Source organism: Paenarthrobacter sp. YIM B13468, from assembly GCF_042788025.1.
Lineage (GTDB): Bacteria > Actinomycetota > Actinomycetes > Actinomycetales > Micrococcaceae > Arthrobacter > Arthrobacter aromaticivorans.
Window position 1 is genome coordinate 19,184 of sequence record NZ_JBHZPI010000031.1, and the last position, 23,461, is coordinate 42,644.

Here is a 23,461-nt window from a genome sequence, read left to right on the forward strand (position 1 = left end):
AAAGACACAGATTCTTCAAGGCCTACGAATCGTCGGCACCCTGGCTGCGGGCTACCCCCACTGCCGACGACTGGCCGCCAGGCTGCCTGGACCAAGGGCAGCCGTTACGGGCGGAGAGCTTCACTTGGAATCCTAAAATTGCTGGAGATAAATAGCAATGGCCTAACGGCTATTCGTCTGTGGCAGCGTCCTTGCCCACATCCTTGGCGTCCATGATCCGGTACGCATATCCCTGTTCAGCCAGGAAACGCTGGCGCTTGGCCGCAAAGTCCTGATCCAGGGTGTCGCGGGCAACGAGGGAGTAGAACCGCGCGGAACGGCCGTCTTGCTTGGGCCTCAGCAGGCGTCCCAGTCGTTGGGCCTCCTCCTGGCGGGACCCGAAGGAACCCGAAACCTGGATGGCTACTGAAGCTTCCGGGAGGTCGATGGAGAAGTTGGCAACCTTGGACACCACGAGCGTCTGGATTTCGCCCTTGCGAAAGGCGTCAAAAAGTTTCTGCCGGGCTTTGACACTGGTTTCCCCCTTGATCAAGGGAGCATCCAGCCGCTCTGCGATCTCGTCCAGTTGGTCTATGTACTGGCCAATGACCAGCAATTGCTCACCCTTGTGCGCCGCCACGAGCTGCTCAACCAGTTGGGTCTTTGTCTCGGAGGTTGCGCACAGCCGGTATTTGTCGGCGTCGTCGGCCATGGCGTAGGCCACGCGCTCGTCGCGTGGTAAATCGACACGGACTTCAACGCAATCGGCCGGTGCGATGTAGCCCTGTGCTTCGATGTCCTTCCATGGAGCGTCGTAGCGCTTGGGCCCGATCAGGCTGAAGACCTCGCCCTCCCTGCCATCCTCGCGAACCAATGTGGCCGTAAGCCCGAGCCGTCGCCGGGCCTGCAGGTCCGCCGTCATCCGGAAGATCGGGGCGGGCAACAAGTGCACCTCGTCGTAGATGATCAAGCCCCAGTCATGACCGTCCACGAGTTCAAGGTGCGGGTAAAGTCCACCGCGCTTGGTTGTGAGTACCTGGTAGGTGGCGATGGTGACGGGCCTGACTTCCTTGACCGCACCGGAATATTCGCCGATCTCATCTTCGGTCAAGGACGTCCGCTTGAGCAGTTCGTCCTTCCACTGACGTGCCGAAACCGTGTTGGTGACCAGGATCAGCGTTGTAGTGGAGGACGTCGCCATGGCGGCCGCGCCCACCAGGGTCTTTCCCGCGCCACAAGGAAGAACGACGACGCCGCTGCCGCCGGCCCAGAAGTTCTCGGTTGCCAATTTTTGGTAAGGGCGCAACTGCCAGCCCGTTTCATCGAGCATGATCAGGTGCGGCTGCCCGTTGACATACCCGGCGAGGTCTTCGGCCGGCCATCCCAACTTGAGGAGCAGCTGCTTGAGCTGGCCTCGCTGCGAGGAATGAACCACCACAGTCTCGCCATCGATCCTGGGCCCAAGGAGTGGGGCGATCTTCTTGGCGCGGATGACTTCCTCCAGTACGGGGTAGTCGTCAGTACGCATCACCAAACCGTGCTGTGGATCCTTTTCGAGGCGAAGCCTGCCATAGCGGGACATGGTCTCTTCGATATCGATCAACAATGCATGCGGGACCGGGAAGCGGGAGTACTTCAGCAGCGTATCCAACACCTGCTCGGCGTCGAGTCCGGCGGCGCGGGCGTTCCAGAGCCCAAGAGGCGTCAGCCGGTAACTGTGCATGTGCTCGGGAGCGCGCTCCAGTTCAGCAAATGCCGCAATGGCGTGCCTGGCTTCTGTAGCGAGCTCGTGGTCGACTTCCAACAGAATGGTTTTATCGCTTTGTACGATCAGTGGACCGTCGGTCACTCTTGAATCCTCACTTGCGCAGCTCTCCTGCTGGTTCTACATCGATGATCCGGTGGATGGACAGCACACGTTCGGTTTCCTTGCCGGGATCGAAGACCCTGACTCGGCCACCGGAGACGGAGACGGGCACCACGGTTTCGGTGTTTGCGTTCCCCAGGCTGTCCACCACGTTCATGGTCACGGCCTGTTTGAGCCGGATGGCTTTCTGAAGCGTTTCCAAGCCGAGCTGCGTAGAGGCTTCCCCTGTCGCATCAGCCGGGACGGCTCGATGCTGCCGCAGGACCGAAAGTTGAGCTTCGACGTCGTCGTCCGGTGGGGCCGTCCGCGGTGCCGTGTAGACCGGACGCGCGCTGCCTGGCACTGCTGCCGTCCGCTTAAAGCGCACGACGGCGGGTTCCGAGTCCTGGACGGCAGGGGACAGTCCCAGCTCGCGAAGCACACGTGCAGTCTCCTTGGGGCTGGCGGAGGACGTCAGCACGGTGGGCGCGATCCGAACCAGGCTCAGCGCAGACGTGCGGGCCTCCTGCAACAGGTCAGTGATGGCCGATTCGTCGTCGCTTTGGATGAAGCTGGCACTGGAACCGATCCGCAAACGTCCGTGTCGGGAGGCTGTGTCCTGCACCAGGTACGCGAGCGGTTGCGGCACGTCGGTGGCTGAATGCTCGCGGAGGAACGCCAGCAGCGATTCCGCATCCTGGCCGGCGTCGAGGGCCCTGCGGATACTTGCCGTGGAAAAACGGTAGATCGACGCCGGGCCCTGGCCTTCGGCGTCAGCCATGAGCAGCAGCGTTTCGCTGAGCTCGGGCGCAAGGTAACCGGGTGCCACGGCTGTGAGGTCCGCTTGAAGGAGGATGTGGTTGACAGCGGCGGGCAGGTGTTCGCCGAGGAGGGTCATCGCCTCCTCCGGATGGCCGAGCGCGATGGCAGACCCCAACTGTGTGAAGGCCCCGGACCCCATCAAGCCCAGCAAAGTGGCTTCTTCCAGGATCCCCCTCACCAGGGAGCTGAACCGGCGGGACATCCGGGGCTGCGTCCATTCAGCACGTTGCAGCACCGCGCGCGCGTCCAGGACAGGTGCTTTGCCATCCGGAGCGGCCGCCTCAACCGTCAGTTCATTGAGGATCTCCAGAATCCTGCGCCGGACCACTGGAGCATCGGGCCTTTGTGCCTCCGCGGACAATGCATTGATGGTGCTGCCGGCCGAACCTGGATGGGATGGCGACCCGGAGGTCGACCCCGGGAGGGGCTGGCCCACCATGGAGGGTGCCCGCTCGCTGGCTAACCAGGCGTTCACCAGCCACAGCCACTGTTCCTGTCGTGGCAGGGAGAGCCATTCCAACGATGGCGGCTGGATCCACGTGGAACTGTCAACGTCCAGCCGCACAAGGCCGGCCAGTGCGCAGAACTCAAGCAGGAGGGCAGTTTCGTGGACGCCGCACCGGATGGATTCTGCAAGGCGCCGCAGCTCACGCACGCCCACGCCGCCGCTCCGGAGGGTTGCCAATGGCTGCTCGCGGACTGAGAACAGCACCTCGCTGGTGAGCCGTAGTGTCTCGGCGATGGCGCCCATCGCGGCATTGCGCCGGAGGGCAGCACTCGTGTGACCCAGTTCCGGAACCGGAGGGCTCAGGGTGAAGTCGTCAATGATCGCACCACCGCGAAGGGCGATGCCGACACTGTGCGGCAATTCGACGTGGCCGGCGTCCAAGGGAACCAACAGGCCGCGGGCCAGCAGCCAGTCGACAGGCCCGACGTCGGCGCTTTCGTGGGTCACGGAGGCCCGTCGTTGAGCTTGGGGGACCGCGCCCATGGCCCAGCTGCCGAACTTGTCCAGCAAGCCGAGGGTCCTCTCGGGCGCCGTGGCCAGAATCGCGCGCACGGTCTCTGGACTCGACGTCCAGCGCTGTAGGGACAAGGCGGCGTCCATGGGCGTGCTGGCGGGGTGGATGTCCAGGCCGCAGTGATGGAGCTCGGCTACGAGCTGGACCACGCGTTGGGCGAAAGCCGGCTGCAACCTCACCAACTCGGTGTAGCTTCGGCCCAAGCCTGCCGGATAGATGCCGATCACATCCTTCAGGCTTCCAACTGGAAGGTAGAACCGTTGCCGGGAATTTGGCTGTGAATTTGATGCCGCTGGCGGATCGGCCCGGTGGATCAGCGCCAACTCCTGGAGTTTGGCGAGAATGGGTTCCAGCGCAGAGAGAGTGGAACCGGCAATGACCTTCTTGAGTCCGGCGGCGGAAACACTGTGGCCAGTATCGGCATTCGTGCACAGGTGGAGAGTTTCCAGAACCTGCATTTCGGGCTTCGTGAGGCGCTCCAACACGCGTTGCACGCTTACTCGCGCACTTGCCCTGGCCGCCAAGGCAGCGAAGTCCGGGGCCATGGGAGAAATCAGGTCAGGTCGCGCGGCAAACAAGGCCCGCAGCGAATTGTCGCTGCGCGCTTCCAGTTCCTTGCTGAGCGCGCGAATTAGGGACATCAATCCAACGTTACCGCCACCGGGCCACTCGTGCGTGGCCCAGGTAAAGCCGGCCCGGTTGATTCGTTATTGACGGCGCTTGAATCGCTATTGCCGGCGCCGTTGACGGACGGCATCCAAAACCAGGATTACGGCAAGCATGAAGGCAACCGGCAGCCCATAAAGGGCGGTGGACGTGATCCACACCGGCGCCACTCCGCCGTTGAAGGCGATGGCCATGACCGCGCCCACTGCAGCCAAGGAGAGGATGGCGATCACGGCGGCAACGATCATGAGGGGGCGGCGGTAACCCGGGGAAGTCATGCGCCTAACGCTAGCAGCAGGGCCACACGAACCAGAGCTGTTGGCTACTGGGCGGTCTCCATCCGGGCCGGTGTGCAGTCAGGGTGCAGGAAAGGTGCAGCAACGCCTGAGTGAAAGGTGCAGCAAGTCCTGGGGCAAAAGGCGCTGCAAGGGTGAAGCAAAGGCGCCGCAAAGCGGCGGCAAAGCATGAATAGGTGGTCCGGCAGGATAACCTTGAAGTAATAGACCAACACGGACCGTGCTGTCCTCCCTCGATCCCGCAAATCCCTGCGGATGCGGTGGCGGTGCGACGTGTCTCCAAAGCAAGAACGAAGAAGGTTGATTACGTGCCCACCGGCAAGGTCAAGTGGTATGACAAGGAAAAAGGCTTCGGATTCCTCGCGGCTGAGGACGGTCAGGAAGTATTCCTGCCCAAGACATCACTGCCCGCAGGCGTAACCGAGCTCAAAGCCGGTACGCGTGTGGAATTTGGCGTGGCCGATGGCCGTCGCGGTGCCCAGGCATTGGGCCTTCGGGTCCTGGACAAGACGCCCTCCATCGCCAAGGCCAAACGCATGAACGCCAAGGACCTTGCGCCTTTGGTGCAGGACCTCGTGACCGTGCTGGATAACTTGTCCGGTACTTTGTCTTCCGGTAAGTACCCGGAAGGCAACAAGGCCAAGGCCATCGGTATGGCGCTGCGCAAGGTTGCCGACGAGCTGGAAGCCTAGGAACCGCCATGACTTCGGAATCCGCACAGGATACACAGGCCGGAAGGGACGCGCAGGCCAACCCTGAGGCCGTCACTTCCGCCGCCGACGTCCCTGTCACCGGGGGAAGTCCTGTCATCGGGCAAGCCCCTGAAAACAGCGACACCCCTGCGCGGAAGCCGGTCGCAGCGAAGCCGCGGGCCGGCATCCCTGTGTGGCGCACTGGCAAGCCGGATGCGTTCCTGGCCGCCGCCGTCGACGCCGCGCGGGAAGCGGTGGAGACTATCGCGAGCCCCGGCGAGGTAGGTGCCCACGTAGGCGCAAAGTCCGAGGGCGACCGCGTGGTCACGCACTTGTTCGAGTCGAAGCTAGCGGGATACGGCGGGTGGCAGTGGTATGCCGTGATCACGCGCAATTCCCGTTCAAAGATCGTCACAGTGAGCGAGCTCGGCCTCTTGCCCTCTGACGATTCCATCCTGGCCCCGGAATGGGTCCCGTGGGCAAAGCGTGTCCGTCCGGAAGACGAGACTCCGTTGGTGGAGGAGACGGTAGAGGAAGTGTCCGAGGAATCAGTGCAGGCTGATGAAGACGACGCCGCCGAAGCATCCGATCCCGAAACTGACGATGACGATGACGATGACGACGCCCGCCTGGGCGATTAACGGCAGCGGCGCCGTCCGGTAAGAACCGGGACGGCGCCGTTTCCTGCCCTTGCGTGGAATTCCGCGGCAGTTACTTCTTCAGTTTTATTTCTTGAGTTCGCCCACGACGTAGTCGATGCTGGCGAGCAGGGCTGAGACGTCGTCCGGTTCGATAGCGACGAAAGTGGCAATACGAAGCTGGTTTCGCCCAAGCTTGCGGTACGGCTCGGTGTCCACGACGCCGTTGGCACGCAGGATCTTGGCGATTGCCGCAGCATCGATGGAGTCATCGAAGTCGATGGTGGCGATGACGTTGGAGCGGTCCTCAGCCTTCGCGACGAACGGTGTGGCGTACTCGGAAGCCTCGGCCCAGGAGTAGATGCGGCTGGCAGAGTCTGCTGTGCGCTTAGTGGCGAAGTCCAGTCCACCATTGCTGTTGAGCCACTGTACCTGCGCGTCCAAAGTCACAAGCGTGGACAGCGAAGGTGTGTTGTACGTCTGGTTCAGTTTGGAGTTGTCGATAGCGGTCTGCAGGTCCAGGAAGTCCGGAATCCAGCGGTCGCTGGCCTTGATCCGGGCGGCGCGCTCCAACGCCGCGGGGGAGAACAGGCCCAGCCACAGGCCGCCGTCGGAGGCAAAGTTCTTCTGCGGGGCGAAGTAGTAGACATCCGATTCGGCGACGTCCACGTCCAGCCCGCCGGCGGCCGAGGTAGCGTCCACCAGGACGAGCGAACCAGAGTCGGCGCCCTCGACGCGCTTGACGGGGGCTGCAACACCAGTTGATGTCTCGTTCTGGGGCCAGGCATAGACGTCAACGCCAGCCTCCGCCTGGGAGACCGGCCGCGTGCCGGGCTCGGACTTGATGATGGAGGATGCGTCCAGGAAGGGGGCTTTGTTGGTGGCCGCGGCAAACTTGGAACCGAACTCACCGAAGGACAGGTGCTGGGCCTTTTTCTCAACCAGCCCAAAAGCCGCTACATCCCAGAAAGCAGTGGAACCGCCGACGCCGAGGACAACCTCGTAGCCCTCAGGTGCACGGAAGAACTGGCTGAGCCCTTCGCGGACCGAACCCACCAGGTTTTTGACCGGCGCCTGACGGTGGGACGTGCCAAGAATGGTGGTCGATGCGGCAGACAAGGCCTGGACCTGTTCCGGGCGGACCTTGGACGGTCCCGCGCCGAAGCGTCCGTCCTTGGGCAGCAGGTCGGCGGGAATAGTGATGCTGTTGTCGCTCACGTGTGGCTCCAATGGGTATCGGTTAGAGAGGGGGAGGTGGGCAGGTGGCATCGGCTGCCCCTTCGACTCCCTCATTCTGCCTGACCGGACCCACCGTCAGGAATCTGCGGTTGTCATAGTCCGCCACGTGGAATGCCGGAGCACCACAGGCATTGCGGCCAAGGGAAAAATTATCCAGAGTAATTCCAAATAAGCTAGGCTGGGGTTACGTTCCTGAGGTGTCGGTTGGACACCGTCCACCTTGGCTGGGACGCGGTACGGTGGAGATTACGCAAGAAATGCGTTCGAGGAGAGCTGAGCTGGATGACGGATCTGATCGATACCACTGAGATGTATCTTCGGACCATTTTGGAGCTTGAAGAAGAGAACATCGTGGCTCTTCGAGCACGCATTGCGGAGCGTCTGCGGCACTCGGGTCCCACGGTTTCCCAGACCATTGGACGCATGGAGCGCGATGGCCTGGTGATTGTGTCCAACGACCGCCATCTGGAGCTGACCGAAGTTGGGCGCAAGCGGGCAACCGAAGTCATGCGGAAGCACCGCCTTGCCGAGAGGCTCCTGGCGGACGTCATTGGTCTGGACTGGGCGTACGTTCATGACGAAGCATGTCGCTGGGAGCACGTCATGAGTGAACGGGTGGAGCGGCGGCTCTATGAATTGTTGGAACACCCCACCGAGTCACCGTATGGCAACCCCATCCCGGGTTTGGAAGCCCTTGGCGGTCTCGCCAACCAGCCCCTTGCCCGCCTGGACGTGAACCTGCTGCATGCGATGGACGGGTACGCTGCCGATTCCCGTGTAGTGGTCAGCCGGCTTGCTGAACCCATCCAGGTTGAGCCCGAGCTCCTCACCCAGCTCGATGAAGGCGGAATTCGTCCCGGCGCGAGTGTCTCCTTGGAGCGGGTGGGGGAGTACATCTCCGTCCGCGTTCCTGGCATTGAAGGAGCACTGGAGCTGCCTCCCGAGGTAGCTGCGCACGTCTTCGTGGCCGTCAACTGACTCTGACTTTCCCGGACCGCGGGGGTGTCAAACCTCACTTTGGGATGGCTGGCACGCGCGTGACCTGCGGATTTCCGCGACTGATGATATGGGGACACCCACAACACGGTCGTTTGGAAAGATAACGAATTTATTACTGCGGGCTTTAATCGCCTATAGTTATCTACTAGCGCCGATACCAAAGCGTTACCTGATCTGGAGCCGAGCTCTGCCAGCAGATCGGGTGTGTCATCAACTACTGGCAGAGGCGGGGGAACCACAAGCGGCTGCCTAAAGAAGCAGCCTTGGGGTGAAGTCCGCAGCAGAAGTGCCTACTAACGCAAGTCCTTCCGGGGACACCTGTGTGCCGTTTGCGCTTCGTGCGGACCGGGTCTTTGAACTCTCTGACCCGAATCCGACAGCTAACTTCGCAGGCTTTCCAGAGAGGAACAGAGTTTGACATCGCAGAACGTCAGGGGCCGCCGCCGCGCGTCCGGCCCCGCTGCTGAGCTGCGGCCAGCCCGCGCCGCAATGGAGATCCGGCCACGCGACACCCCGCGTCAGGTGCGCCGCCGTAAGAGCCCGTTGCGCCAGGTAGCCGACTTCGCCGCAGCCAGTGGTGTCGGGCAGAAGGCCGGTGTCGCGCTTGCCGCCACCGGACTTGCCCTGACTGTAGGCCTGCCTGCCACAAGCCCCGTCATGGCCACGTCCGAGTCCGGCCAGGCCGAGTCGGCCCTCTCCGTGCCCGGTGGCAGTCAGCCCGAAGTTTCTGCAGCAGCCTCTGCCAAAATCGATTTCAGTCGTGCAGCAGTCGCTACCGCCGCTGACCCGGACGGCAAGCTCAAGCAGTTGTTGAGCGCCCAGTCAGCGGGAAGCATACAGCGCGCCTCCTCACTTGGCACCTTGGGAAGTCCGCTGGACAAGCTGGTCACGGCATCGCCGTTTGGCTACCGTGTCAGCCCCCTTACCGGCGGCACTGGCGACTTCCACCGTGGCCAGGACTTCGTAGCCCAGTGCGGCACCGCTGTTCACGCCGCAGCTGCGGGCAAGGTCACGTTCGCCGGGTGGCATGAGTACGGCGGAGGCAACCGGGTCGTGATTGATCACGGCAACGGCCTTGAGACCACGTATAACCACCTGTCGTCCTTCAATGTCAAGGTGGGGCAGACTGTCAGCCGCGGCGATACCGTCGCGCTGAGCGGCACCACAGGAGCATCTACCGGCTGCCATCTGCACTTCGAGGTCCAGGTAAACGGCGAAGTCGTAGATCCCATGGGCTGGCTGTAAGCAAGTTGATGGTTGTCTATCGCATTCATGACACGCCCCGTGACCTGAATGTGACATTCACGAACATCTGTTGTACCGTCTAAAGCGCATCGGCTTTTTAGGGGGCCGATGCACTTGAGTGGATTGCCTAGCTCTGCCACCACTCAAGGTCCGTTCGCAAAAATCGTCTGGCAGGGGCGGGGGAACCAATTTTGGTCTTCGAGTCAGAAGACCTTGGGGTTAAGTCGCAAAAGCTTCCTTGAAGCGGCGCGGCCGGATGACTCCCATCCGAATCCGACAGCTCACCTCGCAGGCATTGGGAGAGGCTACCTTCGTGTCATCACGCACTACCCCTGCGCGCCATCGCGCCGAATTGGTTCGCACGAACCCGTTGAACACCCTTTCCAAGGCTGTCTCAACCAATGCAGGCACCGTAGGCCGCCAAGCTGCCGTTCTGGCCGCAGCCTCGGGGCTCGTTCTCAGCGTTGGACTCCCGGCCCAGGCCGCTGACACCGACGTCTCCAAGTCAGAATCCTCCAGCACCCAGCAGCTGGTCGCCACCGCAGTTGTTACCGCGGAGCCCACCGCAACGGTTTCCTTCGAAAGCCCCGTTGTGGCTACCAAGGAAGCTCCCAAGGTTCAGCGGGCATCCCAGCGCACGGCAACCGAAGGCCAAGCGAACGGCACCCTCGCTTCCCTGTCCTCCAGCGCCAAGGATGCCGCTTCAAGCGCCGCGGCCTCAGGACTTGCAGCAATTGCTTACACCGGCATCGGCCACCCCTACGTTTGGGGCGGCACTTCCCCCAACGGCTGGGACTGCTCCGGATTCACCCAGTGGGTTTACGCCCAGGCCGGCATCAGCATCCCCCGCGTCAATGCCTGGACGATCATGACGCCCACCAGCACCCCTTCCCCCGGCGACCTCGTCGTGCAGAACGGTGGAGCCCACGTGGGCATCTACGTCGGCAACGGCATGATGATCAGCGCTTTGAACCCCAGCCAGGGCACGCTTCTGCACTCCGTGGCTTCCACCGGCACATCCTCGTTCTACACCCTCCGCTAGAAAATCCCATTCGGGGTAAGCCAGCATGCCCCCCAAGTGCTGGCAGCCCATTACCCGCGTGCGATCCCAGCGTGCGCGGATACGAAAAGAGAGTAATCATGACCAGTGCACACAAGGTTGCACGGCATCGAGCTGAGGCCCCCAAGACCAGCTCACTTGCCGTCATCGCCAAGGCTGTCAGCGACAACGCCGGTGGCGTTGGCCGTCAGGCAGCAGTGATCGCAGCTGCATCGGGCCTTGTCCTGACCAGCGGCGTTGCTGCAAATGCTGCCGACACCAACGTCCAGCGGGAATCTACATCTGCGTCTGCGCTTGACGTGCAGTCGGTTGCCCAGGCCACCATTGCTGCCGATTCCAGCGTTGCCATCTCCTACGAGCGCCCTGTGGTCAAGACTGTGGAAGCCCCGGCTCCCGTCGTCGAGAAGGCCGCAGCCAAGGAAGCTCCGGCAGCCGGTGGCACCGCTACTTTGGCGGTCAACTCGGATGCGTCTGCAGCCAAGGCGCCTGCTGCATCCAGCGGCCTCGGTGCGGCTATCGCTGCAGCGGCCTACGCACAGCTCGGCGTCACGCAGGACTGCACCATGCTGGTGACCAACTCGCTGGCCGCAGTCGGTATTCACTTCCACGATTGGCCGGCCGGCTACCTCTCCCTCGGCCGCACGGTCAGTGCAGCTGAAGCCCAGCCCGGCGACCTTGCTTACTATGCCAACGGTGGCTTCGGCGGAATGGCGCACATCGCTGTTTACGTCGGCAACGGCATGGCAGTCCACGGTGGATGGAACGGATCCACCACGGCACTGTTCAGCGTGAACGTTGGCTCCGGCCCGGTTTTCATCCGCGTCAACGGCTGATCAAATACTCCACAGAACACCCCGCAGGCGCAGGCCGGCGGGGTGTTCTGCTTTAACTATCGCGGCGACTCAACCTCGTGGTGACACCCATTTACGTCGCTGCCACTCAGACGGGCTGGTGACGCCCAAATATAGGTGTCGCCGGCCCGTTTGGGTGGCTCTAGCGAACTTCCGCGTCCTCAGCAAAAGTGTCCCGCACATGAACTTTCGCCAACACCGCAGGCGAAACGGCGGAAAAATTCGTTGATACGGCATATAAGTGCTTACCCTTGTGTTGTCGATCCACAGCCCGTACAAGCAGAGGGCAGCCGGCCCTCGTGCCCCTGACGGGTGCGGCCGTGAAGAGGTACGTGCATGCGCACACTCGTTCTGAATGCTGGATATGAACCGCTGGCGGTAGTAACCTTCCGCCGGGCGCTGGTCCTTGTGCTGACTGGAAAAGCTAGCGTGGTGGCCGAAGGCGACGAGCCTGTCGTCGGGCCACAGGAGATTCTCGGAAGACCATCCGTGATTCTTCTTAATCGCTACATCCGGCCCCGGTACAACAGGATCACTGCCGTGAGCCGCCGCGGGGTCCTCCGCCGCGACGGCCATCGCTGCGCCTATTGCGGGAAAACAGCCCACACCATAGACCACGTCCACCCCAAATCCAGGGGCGGCGCGGATTCCTGGGAAAACCTGGTTGCGGCGTGTTTGAAATGCAACAACGCCAAGAGTGACCACACGCTCGCCGAGATGGGTTGGAAACTTCGTTTCAAACCTGGCGTGCCCACAGGAACCATGTGGCAGATCAAAGAACTCGAGAAACCTGCGCCGGACTGGGACCCGTTCCTGTTGCCGGAATCCGCCGCCTGATCGATTTCTGTTGCGCTCCCGCCGTCCGGGTAATCTGGGCGGATGGAGTTCAACGCTGTGATTCTGGCGGGTGGCAGGGCCACCCGCCTCGGTGGCGTGCCCAAGCCCGGATTAACGTTCGACGGCGCCAGCCTCCTTTCTCATGCCCTGCAGGCGGCGCGGGGGGCTTCCGGTGTGGTGGTGGTTGGTCCGGACACCCCTGGTATCGTCGGCGTCTTGCCTGATGGAGTTCTTATCGCCCAGGAGGAGCCGGCCTTCGCGGGCCCTGCCGCTGCGATTGCTGCTGGGCTGGCCGCCCTTCATGAGGCGGCGGCTATTCATCAGGCAGCCGCTCTTCAGCAGTCAGTCAGCCCAGCGGCGTGGACGCTCGTCCTGGCGTGCGACATGCCGCACGCTTCCAGGGGCATTGGGCCCCTATGGGAAGGATTGCGTGGCCACCCTGAAGTGGAAGGCGCCATGGCCGTCTCAGCCGATGGCCGGCAACAGCCTCTCCTGGGGATCTACAGCACCCGGGCGTTGGAAAGGGAAGTTGCCGCAGCTTCTGCAACTTCGGGGTTAACGAACTCTTCTGTGTTCCGGCTGCTTGCTAGGCTGAACCTGCTGGCCGTTACCGTTCCCGATGGGTCTACCGATGATGTGGACACGTGGGAGGACGCTGCGGCCCTGGGCATACACGACGAGCAGGAGGCGGACATGAAGAGCCAGGAAGAGACGCTCGAGGACTGGTGCCGCGCGCTGTTGCAGGCATTTGAGCTTGAGGGCGTTGAAGTGGACATCAATGATGTCCTCGCAGTGGCAGGAGTTGCCGCGCACTCCGTGGTGCGGCCTGCCGCGCCCCTGACTACGTTCATCGCTGGTTACGCTGCTGGTATGGCCAGGGGGATCGGACAAGCGGCGGACGATACCGCCATGAGCGCTGCCCTTGACCTGGCCCGTCAGGTTGCCAAGCAATACCTGGAGCCCGGGACTGAGACGGAATGACCGAGGCCCCCGGACAGGGCCACAACGCGGCACACACATGGCATGAGGCCCGGCAGCGCGCCTTCGACGTCGCTGCTCCTATCCCGCCAAGCCCCGTGCCGCTCAAGGCCGCCTTGGGAAGGACGCTTGCCTCGGATGCGGTCGCCATACAGGACATGCCGCACTATGCGTCCTCCGCCATGGACGGCTGGGCCGTCAACGGAACGGGTCCATGGATTCTTGTTGAGCCCGGCCACAGACTCGCTCCACACCAGGCCAGTCCCATCGTTACCGGGGGCCTCATTCCGCCAGGCGGCAAGGCTGTTCTGCGCACCGAAAGCGGCGTTATCACCACCGACGACGACGGCCTTCCGATACTTGCGCTCGGCGGGGCCGCGAAGCCGGGGGAGCCACGCAATGGCCAGCACATCCGCAAGGCTGCCGAAGAAGCTGCAGAAGGGGACGTGCTGCTCAAAGCCGGAACCATGCTGAATCCTGCGCACATTGCCTTGGCCGCCTTGGCCGGCCTGGATGAGCTCGAGGTCCTGGGGAAACCCTTGGTGCGATTCCTCCTGACCGGCGCGGAAGTGGTGACGCAGGGCGTTCCCGTACCGGGCAAGGTGCGTGACACCTTCGGACCTCAGCTTGGCGCCGTCGTCGAACTCCTGGGTGGCATTGCCGGGGAGCAACTTAAGGTAGGCGACAACTACGACGACTGGCTTGCGGCTTTGCAGGACACCGAGCCTGAACCCGCAGAACCATATGCCGCAGCGGAGCCGCCGGCCGACGTCGTTATTAGTACCGGCGGGACCGGACGCTCGGGGACGGACCACTTCAGGAGAGCCGTGGCTGAACTGGGCGGCCGGCTGCTGATTGATGGCATTGCCATGCGCCCCGGGCACCCGGCCGTGTTGGCGGAGCTTCCGGACGGGCGCTTCGTCCTGGGCCTGCCCGGGAATCCATTGGCCGCCATGATGGCGTTGTTCACGGTGGGAGGCCCGCTCCTCGCAGCACTCGGCCACGGGAAGCTGGAGGAAGTCGGCGAGGTTCCCAGCGGTTCAATGATCGACGCCGATCCGGGTCGCACGCGTCTGATGCCCTTCAAACTGGTCTACGGATTGGCTTCGCCAGCGCAGCATGCAGGACCCGGGATGATGCGCGGGCTGGCAGGAGCAGATGGCGTCATGGTAGTGCCGCCGCACGGCGTTCAAATGGGCGAATTGGTTCCGGCATTTCCCCTGCCATGGGGTAGGCCTTTGCCCTCGCCCAAATCGGCTGAAGGAAAACAACGCAAGGCGCCAGCGCGGCAACAAAAGAAGGCTCCTTCCGGTCCCGTTGACTGGAGTGCGCTGGAAGCCTGAGGCTCCCGGGCTGGACGCAGGTGGTAACCGGGTGCCCCGGCTTGCAATGATGGACTCATGAACAGGCATGCTCCCGAACAGGACATCAATGAAGATGACCTGCAAATCCAACCGCCCAAGAAGGCTGCGGCAGGCCTCAAAGCTGTCACTGTCGCCCTGGAAAGGGGCTACTCCCAGGCAGGAGTAGCCCGCACGGTCCGCTCAATGCTCAGGGTTAACCAGCATGACGGCTTTGATTGCCCGGGCTGCGCCTGGCCAGAATCCATCACGGGACGCCGCAGTCCCGCGGAATTCTGTGAGAACGGCGCCAAGGCCATCGCCGAGGAAAGCACCACCCGGACGGTGGGGGCCGATTTCTGGGCTGAACATTCCATCGCCGATCTTGAAGACAAGACCGAGTACTGGTTGGGGAGCCAAGGCCGGATCTCCGAGCCTGTAGTCCTAAAGCCGGGGGATACCCACTATTCCCCGATCAGTTGGACTGATGCCTTCGCCTTGATCGGGCAGCATATCAATGCCACCACGCCGGATCGCTGTGTTTTCTACACCTCCGGCCGGACGGCCAATGAGACTGCGTTCATGTACCAGTTGTTCGCCCGCAGCCTGGGCACCAACAACCTGCCGGACTGCTCCAACATGTGCCACGAATCCTCGGGCAGCGCGCTGAACCCGACCATCGGCATCGGGAAGGGAACCGTTTCGCTGGAAGACATCCACCACGCCGAACTGGTGTTCGTGGTGGGACAGAATCCCGGCACCAACCACCCCCGTATGCTGTCCGCGTTGCGGGATTGCAAGAACAACGGCGGAAAGATCGTTGCCGTGAACCCCCTTCCGGAAGCCGGGCTGCTGAACTTCAAGGACCCCCAGTCACTCAACGGCGTGATCGGCGGCGGAACAACCATCGCTGACGAGTTCCTCAAGATCAAGGTCGGTGGCGACCTTGCCCTGTTCCAGGCACTGGGCCACCTGCTCCTGGAGGAGGAGAAGCGGAATCCGGGGACTGTGGTGGACAAGTCCTTCATCGGGAAACAGACTGAGGGCTTTGAAGCGTACGCGAAGGCACGGTCCCAGCTGGACTGGGAGGAAACGGAGCGCGCAACGGGCTTGTCGCGCGAGGAAATCGTCACTGTGGCCGGACTGATGGCCAAATCCAAGGCAACCATTATTTGCTGGGCGCTTGGCCTGACCCAGCAGCCGCACTCGGTGGACACCCTGAAGGAGATCATCAACCTGCTCCTGCTCCAGGGAAACTTCGGCAAGCGCGGAGCCGGCGCCTGCCCCGTACGTGGCCACTCGAACGTCCAGGGCGACCGCACCATGGGCATCTGGGAGAAGCCACGTGAACCGTTCCTTGCCGCGCTGGACAGGGAGTTCGGATTCCGGATGCCGCGCGATCACGGATACGACTCCGTGGAAACCCAGCACGCCCTGGAAAAGGGGGACGTGGATGTCTTCGTATCCATGGGCGGCAACTTTGCTGCAGCCGGTTCTGACACAGCAGCTTTGGAAGCCGGACTCAAGACCGCGGGGCTGACCGTCCACATCTCAACCAAACCGAACCGGGCCCACGTGGTGCACGGGAAGACATCACTGATCCTGCCCACGCTGGGACGTACGGACACTGACGACAAACACCCCAAGGGCAAGCAGTTCCTCTCCGTAGAGGACTCGATGTCGGTCATCCACAAGACGCAGGGCAGGCTGGCTCCGATCTCAGAGCACCTCCTGAGCGAACCCGTCATCGTGGCCCGCATGGCGCAAGCGACACTCGGGGATGACCACGGCGTGGACTGGCGCGCCATGGCAGAGGACTATGACGTGATCCGGGACCACATCTCACGTGTTATCCCGGGGTTCGAGGACTTCAACGCCAGGGTCCGGACGAAGAACGGTTTTGTCCTCCCGAACCCGCCACGGGATACCCGTACGTTCGCCACTGACATCGGCAAAGCACGGTTCTCGGTAAGTCCGCTTGAGTACCTCGAAGCTCCAGAGGGCCATTTGATCCTTCAGACGGTGCGCAGCCACGACCAATACAACACCACGTTCTACGGCCTTGATGACCGCTACCGCGGGGTCTCGGATGCCCGCAGGGTGATCCTGGTCCACGAGGAAGACCTCGCTGGCCTGGGATTCAAGGACCGTGACCTGGTGGACGTCATTTCCACCTTTGCCGGCACGGAGCGGCGAGCCAACAAGTTCCGGCTGATCGCATACCCCACGGCCAAGGGCTGCGCTGCCGCATACTTCCCGGAGGCCAACGCCCTGGTGCACCGGGAGCTTGTGGCCCGCGAATCCAACACACCCGGTTACAAGGCCATGACTGTACGGTTCGTCAAGCACCCAGAGGAGAGCGGATCCTGACATGGGACGTGTGACCCAGCGCCGAAAGCTTCATAAGTTCGTTCTGGACGGATCGCCCCAGGCCCTGGAACACCCTGTCCGATACAAGGAAGACGTCCTCGCTGTCGAGGAACCCTTGGAGATCCGTCTTGGCGATATGTCGTTCTCTGTGACCATGCGGACCCCTGGCGACGACTTCGATCTGGTGGCCGGGTTCCTTGTCTCGGAGGGCATCATCTGGGAGCCGGGGCAACTGGTCTCGGAGCGTTTCTGCGCAGGGGAGGACGAGAACGGCGTACAGACTTTCAATGTCGTGGACGCACAGCTGCGACCCGACGTCGAACGTCCGGACACCGGCCGTAACGTCTACACTTCGAGCTCCTGCGGCATTTGCGGCACTGACTCGATCGACGCCGTCCGGAAGTCCTCGCATCACAGTCCCCAGGATGATGACGTCACGGTCCCCGTAAAGGCGCTGGCTGCCCTCCCGGACCGGTTGCGTGAGGCGCAGGCTGTCTTCGCCAAAACAGGTGGCGTCCATGCCGCCGGCCTTTTCAGGATTCACGACGACGGTACTTCCGAGCTGCTGTGCCTGCGGGAAGACGTTGGTCGCCACAACGCCGTGGACAAAGTGGTGGGTTGGGCTTTGCGGGCAGGCAAGCTGCCCCTGAAAGGAACAGTTCTTCAGGTATCCGGCCGGGCATCTTTCGAGCTCGTCCAGAAAGCGGCCATGGCGGGCATTCCTGTCCTTGCGGCCGTCAGCGCTCCGTCAAGCCTGGCGGCAGAGCTCGCGGACGAAACGGGTATCACGTTGGTGGGCTTCAGCCGCGGTGCGAGCCTGAATGTCTACGCAGGGAGGGACAGGATCGTAGGGGTGGAGGCGGGCTGAGGGCCCCATTCACTGCGGATAGTCCTCAATCACTTGGCTATTGAGCTGGAACAACGTAGATTTTATCCATCGATTGGAATCGCCGTGTCCACTACTAACGCCGTCCATCAGATGCCGGTTCGCCAGCCGGCCATGACGCTTTGCCACCAGCCCATGCTTAGGGGGATTTAATTGCACGACGACCGCCGGATCACTGAACAGCGTCTCGATCGATTCGTTCGGGAACGCCTTCTTCCGGCCATTTACGGTAGGTCCGTCCCACTGCAGCTCAGCAGCTGGGACGCGCCTGGAGAACCCGTGCCCGCAGCGGAGGCCATTCGCCAGCTCTTCACGCCCCAGGAGCCGGGCGCACCTTGGGGTAAGCCGTGGAGCACCAAGTGGCTCAGGCTCCAGGGCGAAGTTCCAGAAGGCTGGGGTTCAGCCGAGGGGACGGCGGTGGAAATCATCGTGGACCTGGGTTTCAACAGCGACGTGCCGGGGTTCCAATGTGAAGGCACGGCCTGGCGGGCCGATGCCAGCATCATCAAGGCGATCTCACCGCGTAACTACCACGTTCCGCTGAAGCTGCTCGGCGGCGGACTGTCCGTGGATTTCTATGTAGAAGCGGCAGCCAACCCGGATGTCGCGCAGGGTTGGTCATTCGCCCCTACTCCTTTGGGGGATAAGGCGACCTCCGGCGACGAACCCCGGTATCGCCTGGGCCGGATTGCCATTGCCGAACTCAACGAGACGGTGTGGGAACTCAACCAGGACGTTTGGACATTGAGCGGGCTCATGCACGAGCTCCCCATGGACCTGCCGCGCCGCCACGAAATCCTGCGGGCCCTGGAACGGATGCTGGACATCATGGATCCGGATGACGTCGCAGGTACGGCTGCCGCAGGCCGCGAGGCGTTGGCGGAAGTACTGAGCCGTCCCGCCTATGCTTCGGCCCACGAACTCGTGGCCACCGGTCATGCGCACATCGACTCCGCCTGGTTGTGGCCCGTCCGTGAAACCATCCGCAAGTGTGCCCGCACGTTCTCCAACGTGGTGGCCCTCATGGACGAGGACCCCGACTTCGTCTTCTCGTGCTCCTCAGCCCAGCAGATGGCCTGGATCAAGGAATTCTTCCCTGAGCTCTTTGTCCGCATTCGGGAAAAGGTCCGGGCCGGGCAGTTCGTGCCCGTCGGTGGCATGTGGGTTGAATCGGACACCAACATGCCTGGTGGCGAGGCCATGGCCCGCCAGTTCGTGGAAGGCAAGAGTTTCTTCTTGAAGGAATTCGACGTGGAGTGCCAGGAAGCCTGGCTGCCCGATTCCTTCGGTTACTCAGGAGCGCTGCCACAAATCGTCAAGTCCGCGGGTTTGCGTTGGTTCCTTACGCAGAAGATTTCCTGGAACAAGGTGAACCGGATGCCGCACCACACCTTCACGTGGGAAGGAATCGATGGCACCAGGCTGTTCACCCATTTCCCGCCGGTAGACACGTATAACGCTGAGCTCCATGCGCGCGAACTTGCGCACGCGGAACGCAACTACCGTGACCACGGCCGCGGCACCATGTCTTTGGTTCCCTTCGGTTATGGCGACGGCGGTGGTGGTCCCACACGCGAAATGGTGGCGGCTGCACACCGCACGGCGGATCTTGAAGGTTCCCCCAAGGTCCGGATGGGCACGGCCAAGGACTTCTTCACGGCCGCCGAAGCCGAGTACCGGAACCTCCCGGTGTGGGTGGGCGAGATGTACCTGGAGATGCACCGCGGAACGTACACCAGCCAGGCGAAGACGAAGCGAGGCAACCGGCGCAGCGAGCACCTGCTGCGTGAGGCAGAACTGTGGTGCTCCACGGCTGCAGTGCGCCTGGGCGACGCCTACGCCTATCCCGAAACGGAGCTCAAGAGGCTCTGGCGGTTGGTGCTCTTGCAGCAATTCCACGACATCCTGCCGGGCAGTTCCATTGCGTGGGTCCACCAGGATGCCGAGCGGAATTACGAGGCGATCGCCCGCGATCTCGAGGCCATCATCGGCCAGGCAGCCCAAGCGCTCGTCGGCCAGGGAGACAGGCAGTTCCTGCTCAATGCTGCCCCGCATAAGAGGGGTGGCGTGCCGGCGCTGGCCGCTGCGCAAGCCGTGAAGCCGGAGGCAGTTGTTGATGCCCGCGAAAAGGACGGCGGCTACATCCTGGACAACGGAATCATCCGCGCTGCCTTGGACAGTGACGGCTTGTTGACCTCACTCATGGACCACGCCACCGGCCGTGAGGCGATGGTGCCCGGCCAGCCCGGCAACCTGCTTGAGCTGTTCAGGGATACTCCGAATGAATGGGACGCCTGGGACATCGAGGAGTTCTACCGGCGCAACGTCACCAAAGTGACCCAGGCGGAAACCATCGATCTTGAGCGCACGGAGGCAGGCGCCGTCGTGGTGGTCAAGCGTACGGTTGGTGCCTCCACCATCACGCAACGGGTAACGCTCGAGGCCGGTGCGGAGTCGCTGGTTATCTCCACCAAAGTGGACTGGCAAGAACGCGAAAAAATGCTCAAGATGGCCTTCCCACTGGATGTTCGGGCGGACCGCTCGGCCTCCGAGACCCAGTTCGGCCACGTGTTCAGGCCGACCCACACGAACACATCATGGGATGCTGCGAAGTTCGAGATCTGCGCCCATCGCTGGATCCACGTTGCCGAGCCCGGTTATGGCGTGGCCGTCAGCAACTCCTCCAGCTATGGGCACGACGTCACCAGGGCTGTCCGCGGAGACGGAGGGACGACCACCAACGTCCGTGTTTCGCTGTTGCGTTCCGCAAGGTTCCCGGACCCTGAAGCAGATCGCGGCGAGCACACCCTTGAACTGTCCATCAGGCCTGGAGCGGGAATAGGGGATGCCGTGGAGGAGGGCTACCGCACCAACCTGAAGCCCCGCTATGTCACTGGTAGCAAGCCAGTGGAACCCCTGCTGTCAGTGTCCAACCCTGCCTTGGTAGTGGAGGCAGTGAAGCTGGCTGAAGATGGCTCCGGAGACGTCATTGTGCGTCTTTACGAATCCTTGGGAGAACGCTCAGCCGGTGTAGTCAGGGCGAATTTTGAAGCTCAGGGCGTCCTGGCCACGGACCTGCTGGAACGGCCGGTAGAGGCCCCTGGAGTGACTGTGGGGCAGGACGCAGCCGAGCTGGTCTTGCGCCCGTTCCAATTGGTCACGTTGCGGTTCGCCCGATAAAGGCTGGGCGCGCCTGAATGCTGGGCGCGCTTAGGAGACCTGCGCCAAGAGGTTTAGACGTCGTGTTGCAGCCGCTTCACGAACAACTTGGTCCGTTCCTGCCGGGGTGCGCGCAGCACTTCGGCAGCTGGGCCACGCTCCACTACAACGCCGCCATCCATGAAGATGACCTCATCCGCCACGTGTTGGGCGAAGGCCAACTCATGGGTCACGATCACCATGGTCCACCCTTCTTCGGCGAGTTCCTTGATGACGCCCAGGACGTCTCCGACGAGCTCAGGATCCAACGCCGACGTGGGCTCGTCGAACAACAGCAGTTGGGGCTGGAGTGCCAAGGCACGGACGATGCCCACGCGCTGCTGTTGTCCGCCTGAGAGCTCGAACGGATAAGCGTCCCGCTTGTCAGCCAGGCCCACCCGCTCCAGCAATCGTTCGGCTTCGGCGATGGCCTCTGCCTTCGGGCGCTTCTGGACCTGCACGGGACCCTCGATGATGTTCTTCAGGACCGTCATGTGCGGGAACAAGTTGTAGTGCTGGAACACCATGGCACTGCGGTCCCGCAGCGCAGCGATCTCCCTCTTGCCTACTTTGGTGCCGAAGTCGATCGAGAGGTCATCGGAGGTCTCGCTGCTCGGGCCGGAGCCCGGGCCCCGGCCGGTGCCGCCAAAGGTGACAGTACCGGCGTCGGGGATTTCAAGGCCGTTAAGCGAGCGCAGAACAGTGGTCTTGCCCGAACCTGAGGGACCGATGAGGGCCACCACCTGGCCGCGGCGGATGTCGATATCGATGTCGCGGAGCACTACGTTGCTGCCGAAGGCTTTCGCGAGGTTCCGGGCCTTCAGGACTGACGTGACGCGTGGTTCGCGCTGTTGGGGTGCATCAGTGGGCGACATAGCGGTCCAATCTCCTTTCCACAGCGGACTGCGCAGTGGAAAGGACCAGGCAGATGACCCAGTAAACCAGGGCTGCCTGCAGGTAAAGGGCCATGAACTCCTGGCTGAACGCAGCGATTTGCTGGGCATTGCGGAAGAGTTCAGTAACCAGGATGAGTGATGCGAGCGAGGTGTCCTTGACCAGGGAGATGAAGGTGTTGGACAACGGTGGAACGGACACGCGTGCCGCTTGCGGAAGGATGATGCGCACCAGGGTTTGGGGGTGGGACATCCCGATGGTGTGGCCGGCTTCCCACTGGCCCTTGGGGACCGAAAGTATCGCAGCCCGGATGATCTCCGCAGCGTAGCCTCCCACGTTCAAGGAGAAGGCGATGATGGCGCTCGGCCAGGGATCCAGCCGGATGCCAATGCTGGGAAGGCCGAAGAAAATCACGAACAGCTGCACCAGCAGGGGAGTACCGCGGATGACCGAGACGTAGAAGCGACCTATGCCGGACAGCAGCCAATTCGAGCTAAGCCGCAACAGCGCCACCACCAAAGCCAGCACCAGGCCCAGAGCGAAGGAGGCCAGGGTAAGGGGGATGGTGCCCGTTACGGCACCGGTGATGATCGGCCCGAAGGAACTCCAGATGAGGTCCCAGTTCATTTATTTGGTGACATCCGCACCGAAGTACTTTTCGGAGATCTTTGCCAGGGTTCCATCTGCCCGGAGGTCATCCAGCGCCTTGTCTACAGCCTTGGTCAGCTCTGTGGAACCCTTTCGGAACACCAGGGCGCTCTCGGTCTTGTCCGGTGCTTCGGCGGCCACCTTCAAACCGGAATCCGGGGTGGTTTTCGCGTAGTCCAGGTAGGTGAGTTTGTCGTTCACCGTTGCATCCACGCGTCCCTGCTGTACGAGGGTGGCAGACTGGGCCCAGCCTTCAACTGCTTGAACGTTGGCGCCGGCCTCTACGGCCATTTTGTAGAAGTTGCTGGTCAGCGACTGCGCGGTGGTCTTGCCCTTGAGGTCAGCAAAGCTGTTGATGCTGGAGTTGTCCTTCTTGGTCACCACAACGCCGGTGGAGACGGTGTAGGGCTTGGAGAACTCGTACTTGGCTTTACGCTCGTCATTGATGGAGATCTGGTTGGCAATGGTATCGAACCGCTTGGCGTCCAGGCCCGCAAAAATGCCATCAAACTGCGTCTCTTGGAAGCTCGCCTTCACTCCCAGCTTTTCAGCCACGGCCTTGGCAATCTCAACGTCGAAGCCCGTCAATTCACCAGCGCCCTCGGCGTGGAAGCTGAACGGGCGGTAGGTTCCTTCCGTTGCGATGACGAGTTCGCCCTTGGATTTCACATCGGACAAGGATGTATCGCCACCGGACTGGGCTGGAGTGGAACCGCCACCGCAGGCAGAGAGTGCAAGGGCAGCGGCGGCCAAGGTAGCGGCGAAAAGAGAACGGCGGGAGCGAAGGCTGGTCATGGAGCCATCTTAGTCACGGGCAAACGCGGATTCCCGGAAGGGAAGGCTTGGACGCCCGCTGAACGTGTGGTTAAAAAGGCTGAGTGGGGGCGGTCCCCAACAGCCCGCCACCACTCATCCCCCCAATTGTGATCACGTGGGCGCCACGTTCACCGGAAAC

General features: G+C 62.4%; 19 protein-coding genes and 2 riboswitches. Of the genes, 12 read left to right on the forward strand and 7 right to left on the reverse strand.

The window, feature by feature from the left end; genetic code table 11:
• Nucleotides 1–169: 169 nt before the first annotated feature.
• From ACFX4T_RS23080 to ACFX4T_RS23090, 3 genes are all read right to left on the reverse strand, one after another.
• Nucleotides 170–1,828: a DNA repair helicase XPB gene (locus ACFX4T_RS23080; RefSeq protein WP_216926037.1), complete on the reverse strand. Its 1,659-nt coding sequence runs from the start codon at nt 1,826–1,828 to the stop codon at nt 170–172.
• A gap of 10 nt (nt 1,829–1,838) precedes the next feature.
• Nucleotides 1,839–4,310 (reverse strand): helicase-associated domain-containing protein, encoded by a 2,472-nt coding sequence (locus ACFX4T_RS23085; protein ID WP_223948084.1) that lies wholly within the window; start codon nt 4,308–4,310, stop codon nt 1,839–1,841.
• A gap of 87 nt (nt 4,311–4,397) precedes the next feature.
• On the reverse strand, nt 4,398–4,613 hold the full coding sequence (locus ACFX4T_RS23090; protein ID WP_377654459.1) for a hypothetical protein: 216 nt from the start codon (nt 4,611–4,613) through the stop codon (nt 4,398–4,400).
• Between the two features lie 326 nt (nt 4,614–4,939).
• On the opposite strand from ACFX4T_RS23090, the gene ACFX4T_RS23095 reads away from it, so the two are divergent.
• On the forward strand, nt 4,940–5,323 hold the full coding sequence (locus ACFX4T_RS23095; protein WP_216926040.1) for a cold-shock protein: 384 nt from the start codon (nt 4,940–4,942) through the stop codon (nt 5,321–5,323).
• An 8-nt stretch (nt 5,324–5,331) separates the two neighbouring features.
• The gene (locus tag ACFX4T_RS23100) at nt 5,332–5,964 is read left to right on the forward strand and encodes a DUF3027 domain-containing protein (RefSeq protein WP_377654461.1); all 633 of its coding nucleotides are present in this window, start codon (nt 5,332–5,334) and stop codon (nt 5,962–5,964) included.
• A gap of 84 nt (nt 5,965–6,048) precedes the next feature.
• Here the strand turns inward: ACFX4T_RS23100 and serC are convergent, their stop codons facing one another.
• Nucleotides 6,049–7,179 (reverse strand): phosphoserine transaminase, encoded by a 1,131-nt coding sequence (serC, locus tag ACFX4T_RS23105; protein ID WP_377654463.1) that lies wholly within the window; start codon nt 7,177–7,179, stop codon nt 6,049–6,051.
• A gap of 303 nt (nt 7,180–7,482) precedes the next feature.
• Between serC and ACFX4T_RS23110 the strand changes: the two genes are divergently transcribed.
• The 10 genes from ACFX4T_RS23110 to ACFX4T_RS23155 all read left to right on the forward strand — a co-directional run bounded on the left by ACFX4T_RS23110 (nt 7,483) and on the right by ACFX4T_RS23155 (nt 20,946).
• Complete coding sequence (locus ACFX4T_RS23110; RefSeq protein ID WP_216926043.1) at nt 7,483–8,178, forward strand: metal-dependent transcriptional regulator; 696 nt, start codon at nt 7,483–7,485, stop codon at nt 8,176–8,178.
• A 189-nt stretch (nt 8,179–8,367) separates the two neighbouring features.
• Nucleotides 8,368–8,609, forward strand: a riboswitch (cyclic di-AMP (ydaO/yuaA leader).
• A gap of 4 nt (nt 8,610–8,613) precedes the next feature.
• Complete coding sequence (locus ACFX4T_RS23115; RefSeq protein ID WP_216926044.1) at nt 8,614–9,444, forward strand: M23 family metallopeptidase; 831 nt, start codon at nt 8,614–8,616, stop codon at nt 9,442–9,444.
• 138 nt (nt 9,445–9,582) lie between these two features.
• Nucleotides 9,583–9,753, forward strand: a riboswitch (cyclic di-AMP (ydaO/yuaA leader).
• Nucleotides 9,754–9,814: 61 nt separating this feature from the next.
• Complete coding sequence (locus tag ACFX4T_RS23120; protein WP_254186631.1) at nt 9,815–10,486, forward strand: C40 family peptidase; 672 nt, start codon at nt 9,815–9,817, stop codon at nt 10,484–10,486.
• A 98-nt stretch (nt 10,487–10,584) separates the two neighbouring features.
• The gene (locus ACFX4T_RS23125; RefSeq protein WP_216926046.1) at nt 10,585–11,337 is read left to right on the forward strand and encodes an NlpC/P60 family protein; all 753 of its coding nucleotides are present in this window, start codon (nt 10,585–10,587) and stop codon (nt 11,335–11,337) included.
• A gap of 354 nt (nt 11,338–11,691) precedes the next feature.
• Nucleotides 11,692–12,192, forward strand: a complete 501-nt coding sequence (locus ACFX4T_RS23130; protein WP_216926047.1) for an HNH endonuclease — start codon at nt 11,692–11,694, stop codon at nt 12,190–12,192.
• Between the two features lie 42 nt (nt 12,193–12,234).
• The gene (locus tag ACFX4T_RS23135; protein WP_377654466.1) at nt 12,235–13,173 is read left to right on the forward strand and encodes an NTP transferase domain-containing protein; all 939 of its coding nucleotides are present in this window, start codon (nt 12,235–12,237) and stop codon (nt 13,171–13,173) included.
• A complete protein-coding gene (locus ACFX4T_RS23140) occupies nt 13,170–14,513 on the forward strand; it encodes a molybdopterin molybdotransferase MoeA (RefSeq protein ID WP_216926049.1) in 1,344 nt (447 codons plus the stop codon). The genes ACFX4T_RS23135 and ACFX4T_RS23140 overlap by 4 nt, the downstream gene beginning before the upstream one ends.
• 57 nt (nt 14,514–14,570) lie before the next feature.
• Complete coding sequence (locus ACFX4T_RS23145) at nt 14,571–16,880, forward strand: FdhF/YdeP family oxidoreductase (RefSeq protein ID WP_377654469.1); 2,310 nt, start codon at nt 14,571–14,573, stop codon at nt 16,878–16,880.
• 1 nt (nt 16,881) lies between these two features.
• Nucleotides 16,882–17,748 carry a formate dehydrogenase accessory sulfurtransferase FdhD gene (gene fdhD, locus ACFX4T_RS23150; protein WP_377654471.1) on the forward strand — a complete coding sequence of 289 codons (867 nt, stop codon included), beginning with the start codon at nt 16,882–16,884 and terminating at the stop codon, nt 17,746–17,748.
• A 171-nt stretch (nt 17,749–17,919) separates the two neighbouring features.
• Nucleotides 17,920–20,946 (forward strand): alpha-mannosidase, encoded by a 3,027-nt coding sequence (locus tag ACFX4T_RS23155; protein ID WP_377654473.1) that lies wholly within the window; start codon nt 17,920–17,922, stop codon nt 20,944–20,946.
• A gap of 53 nt (nt 20,947–20,999) precedes the next feature.
• Here the strand turns inward: ACFX4T_RS23155 and ACFX4T_RS23160 are convergent, their stop codons facing one another.
• Genes ACFX4T_RS23160 through ACFX4T_RS23170 form a run of 3 tightly spaced genes read right to left on the reverse strand, consistent with a single transcriptional unit; the run spans nt 21,000 to nt 23,301 of the window.
• Nucleotides 21,000–21,839, reverse strand: a complete 840-nt coding sequence (locus ACFX4T_RS23160) for an amino acid ABC transporter ATP-binding protein (RefSeq protein ID WP_377654475.1) — start codon at nt 21,837–21,839, stop codon at nt 21,000–21,002.
• Nucleotides 21,826–22,485, reverse strand: a complete 660-nt coding sequence (locus tag ACFX4T_RS23165) for an amino acid ABC transporter permease (protein WP_216926054.1) — start codon at nt 22,483–22,485, stop codon at nt 21,826–21,828. The genes ACFX4T_RS23160 and ACFX4T_RS23165 overlap by 14 nt, the downstream gene beginning before the upstream one ends.
• Nucleotides 22,486–23,301, reverse strand: a complete 816-nt coding sequence (locus tag ACFX4T_RS23170; protein ID WP_216926055.1) for an amino acid ABC transporter substrate-binding protein — start codon at nt 23,299–23,301, stop codon at nt 22,486–22,488.
• Nucleotides 23,302–23,461 lie beyond the last annotated feature (160 nt).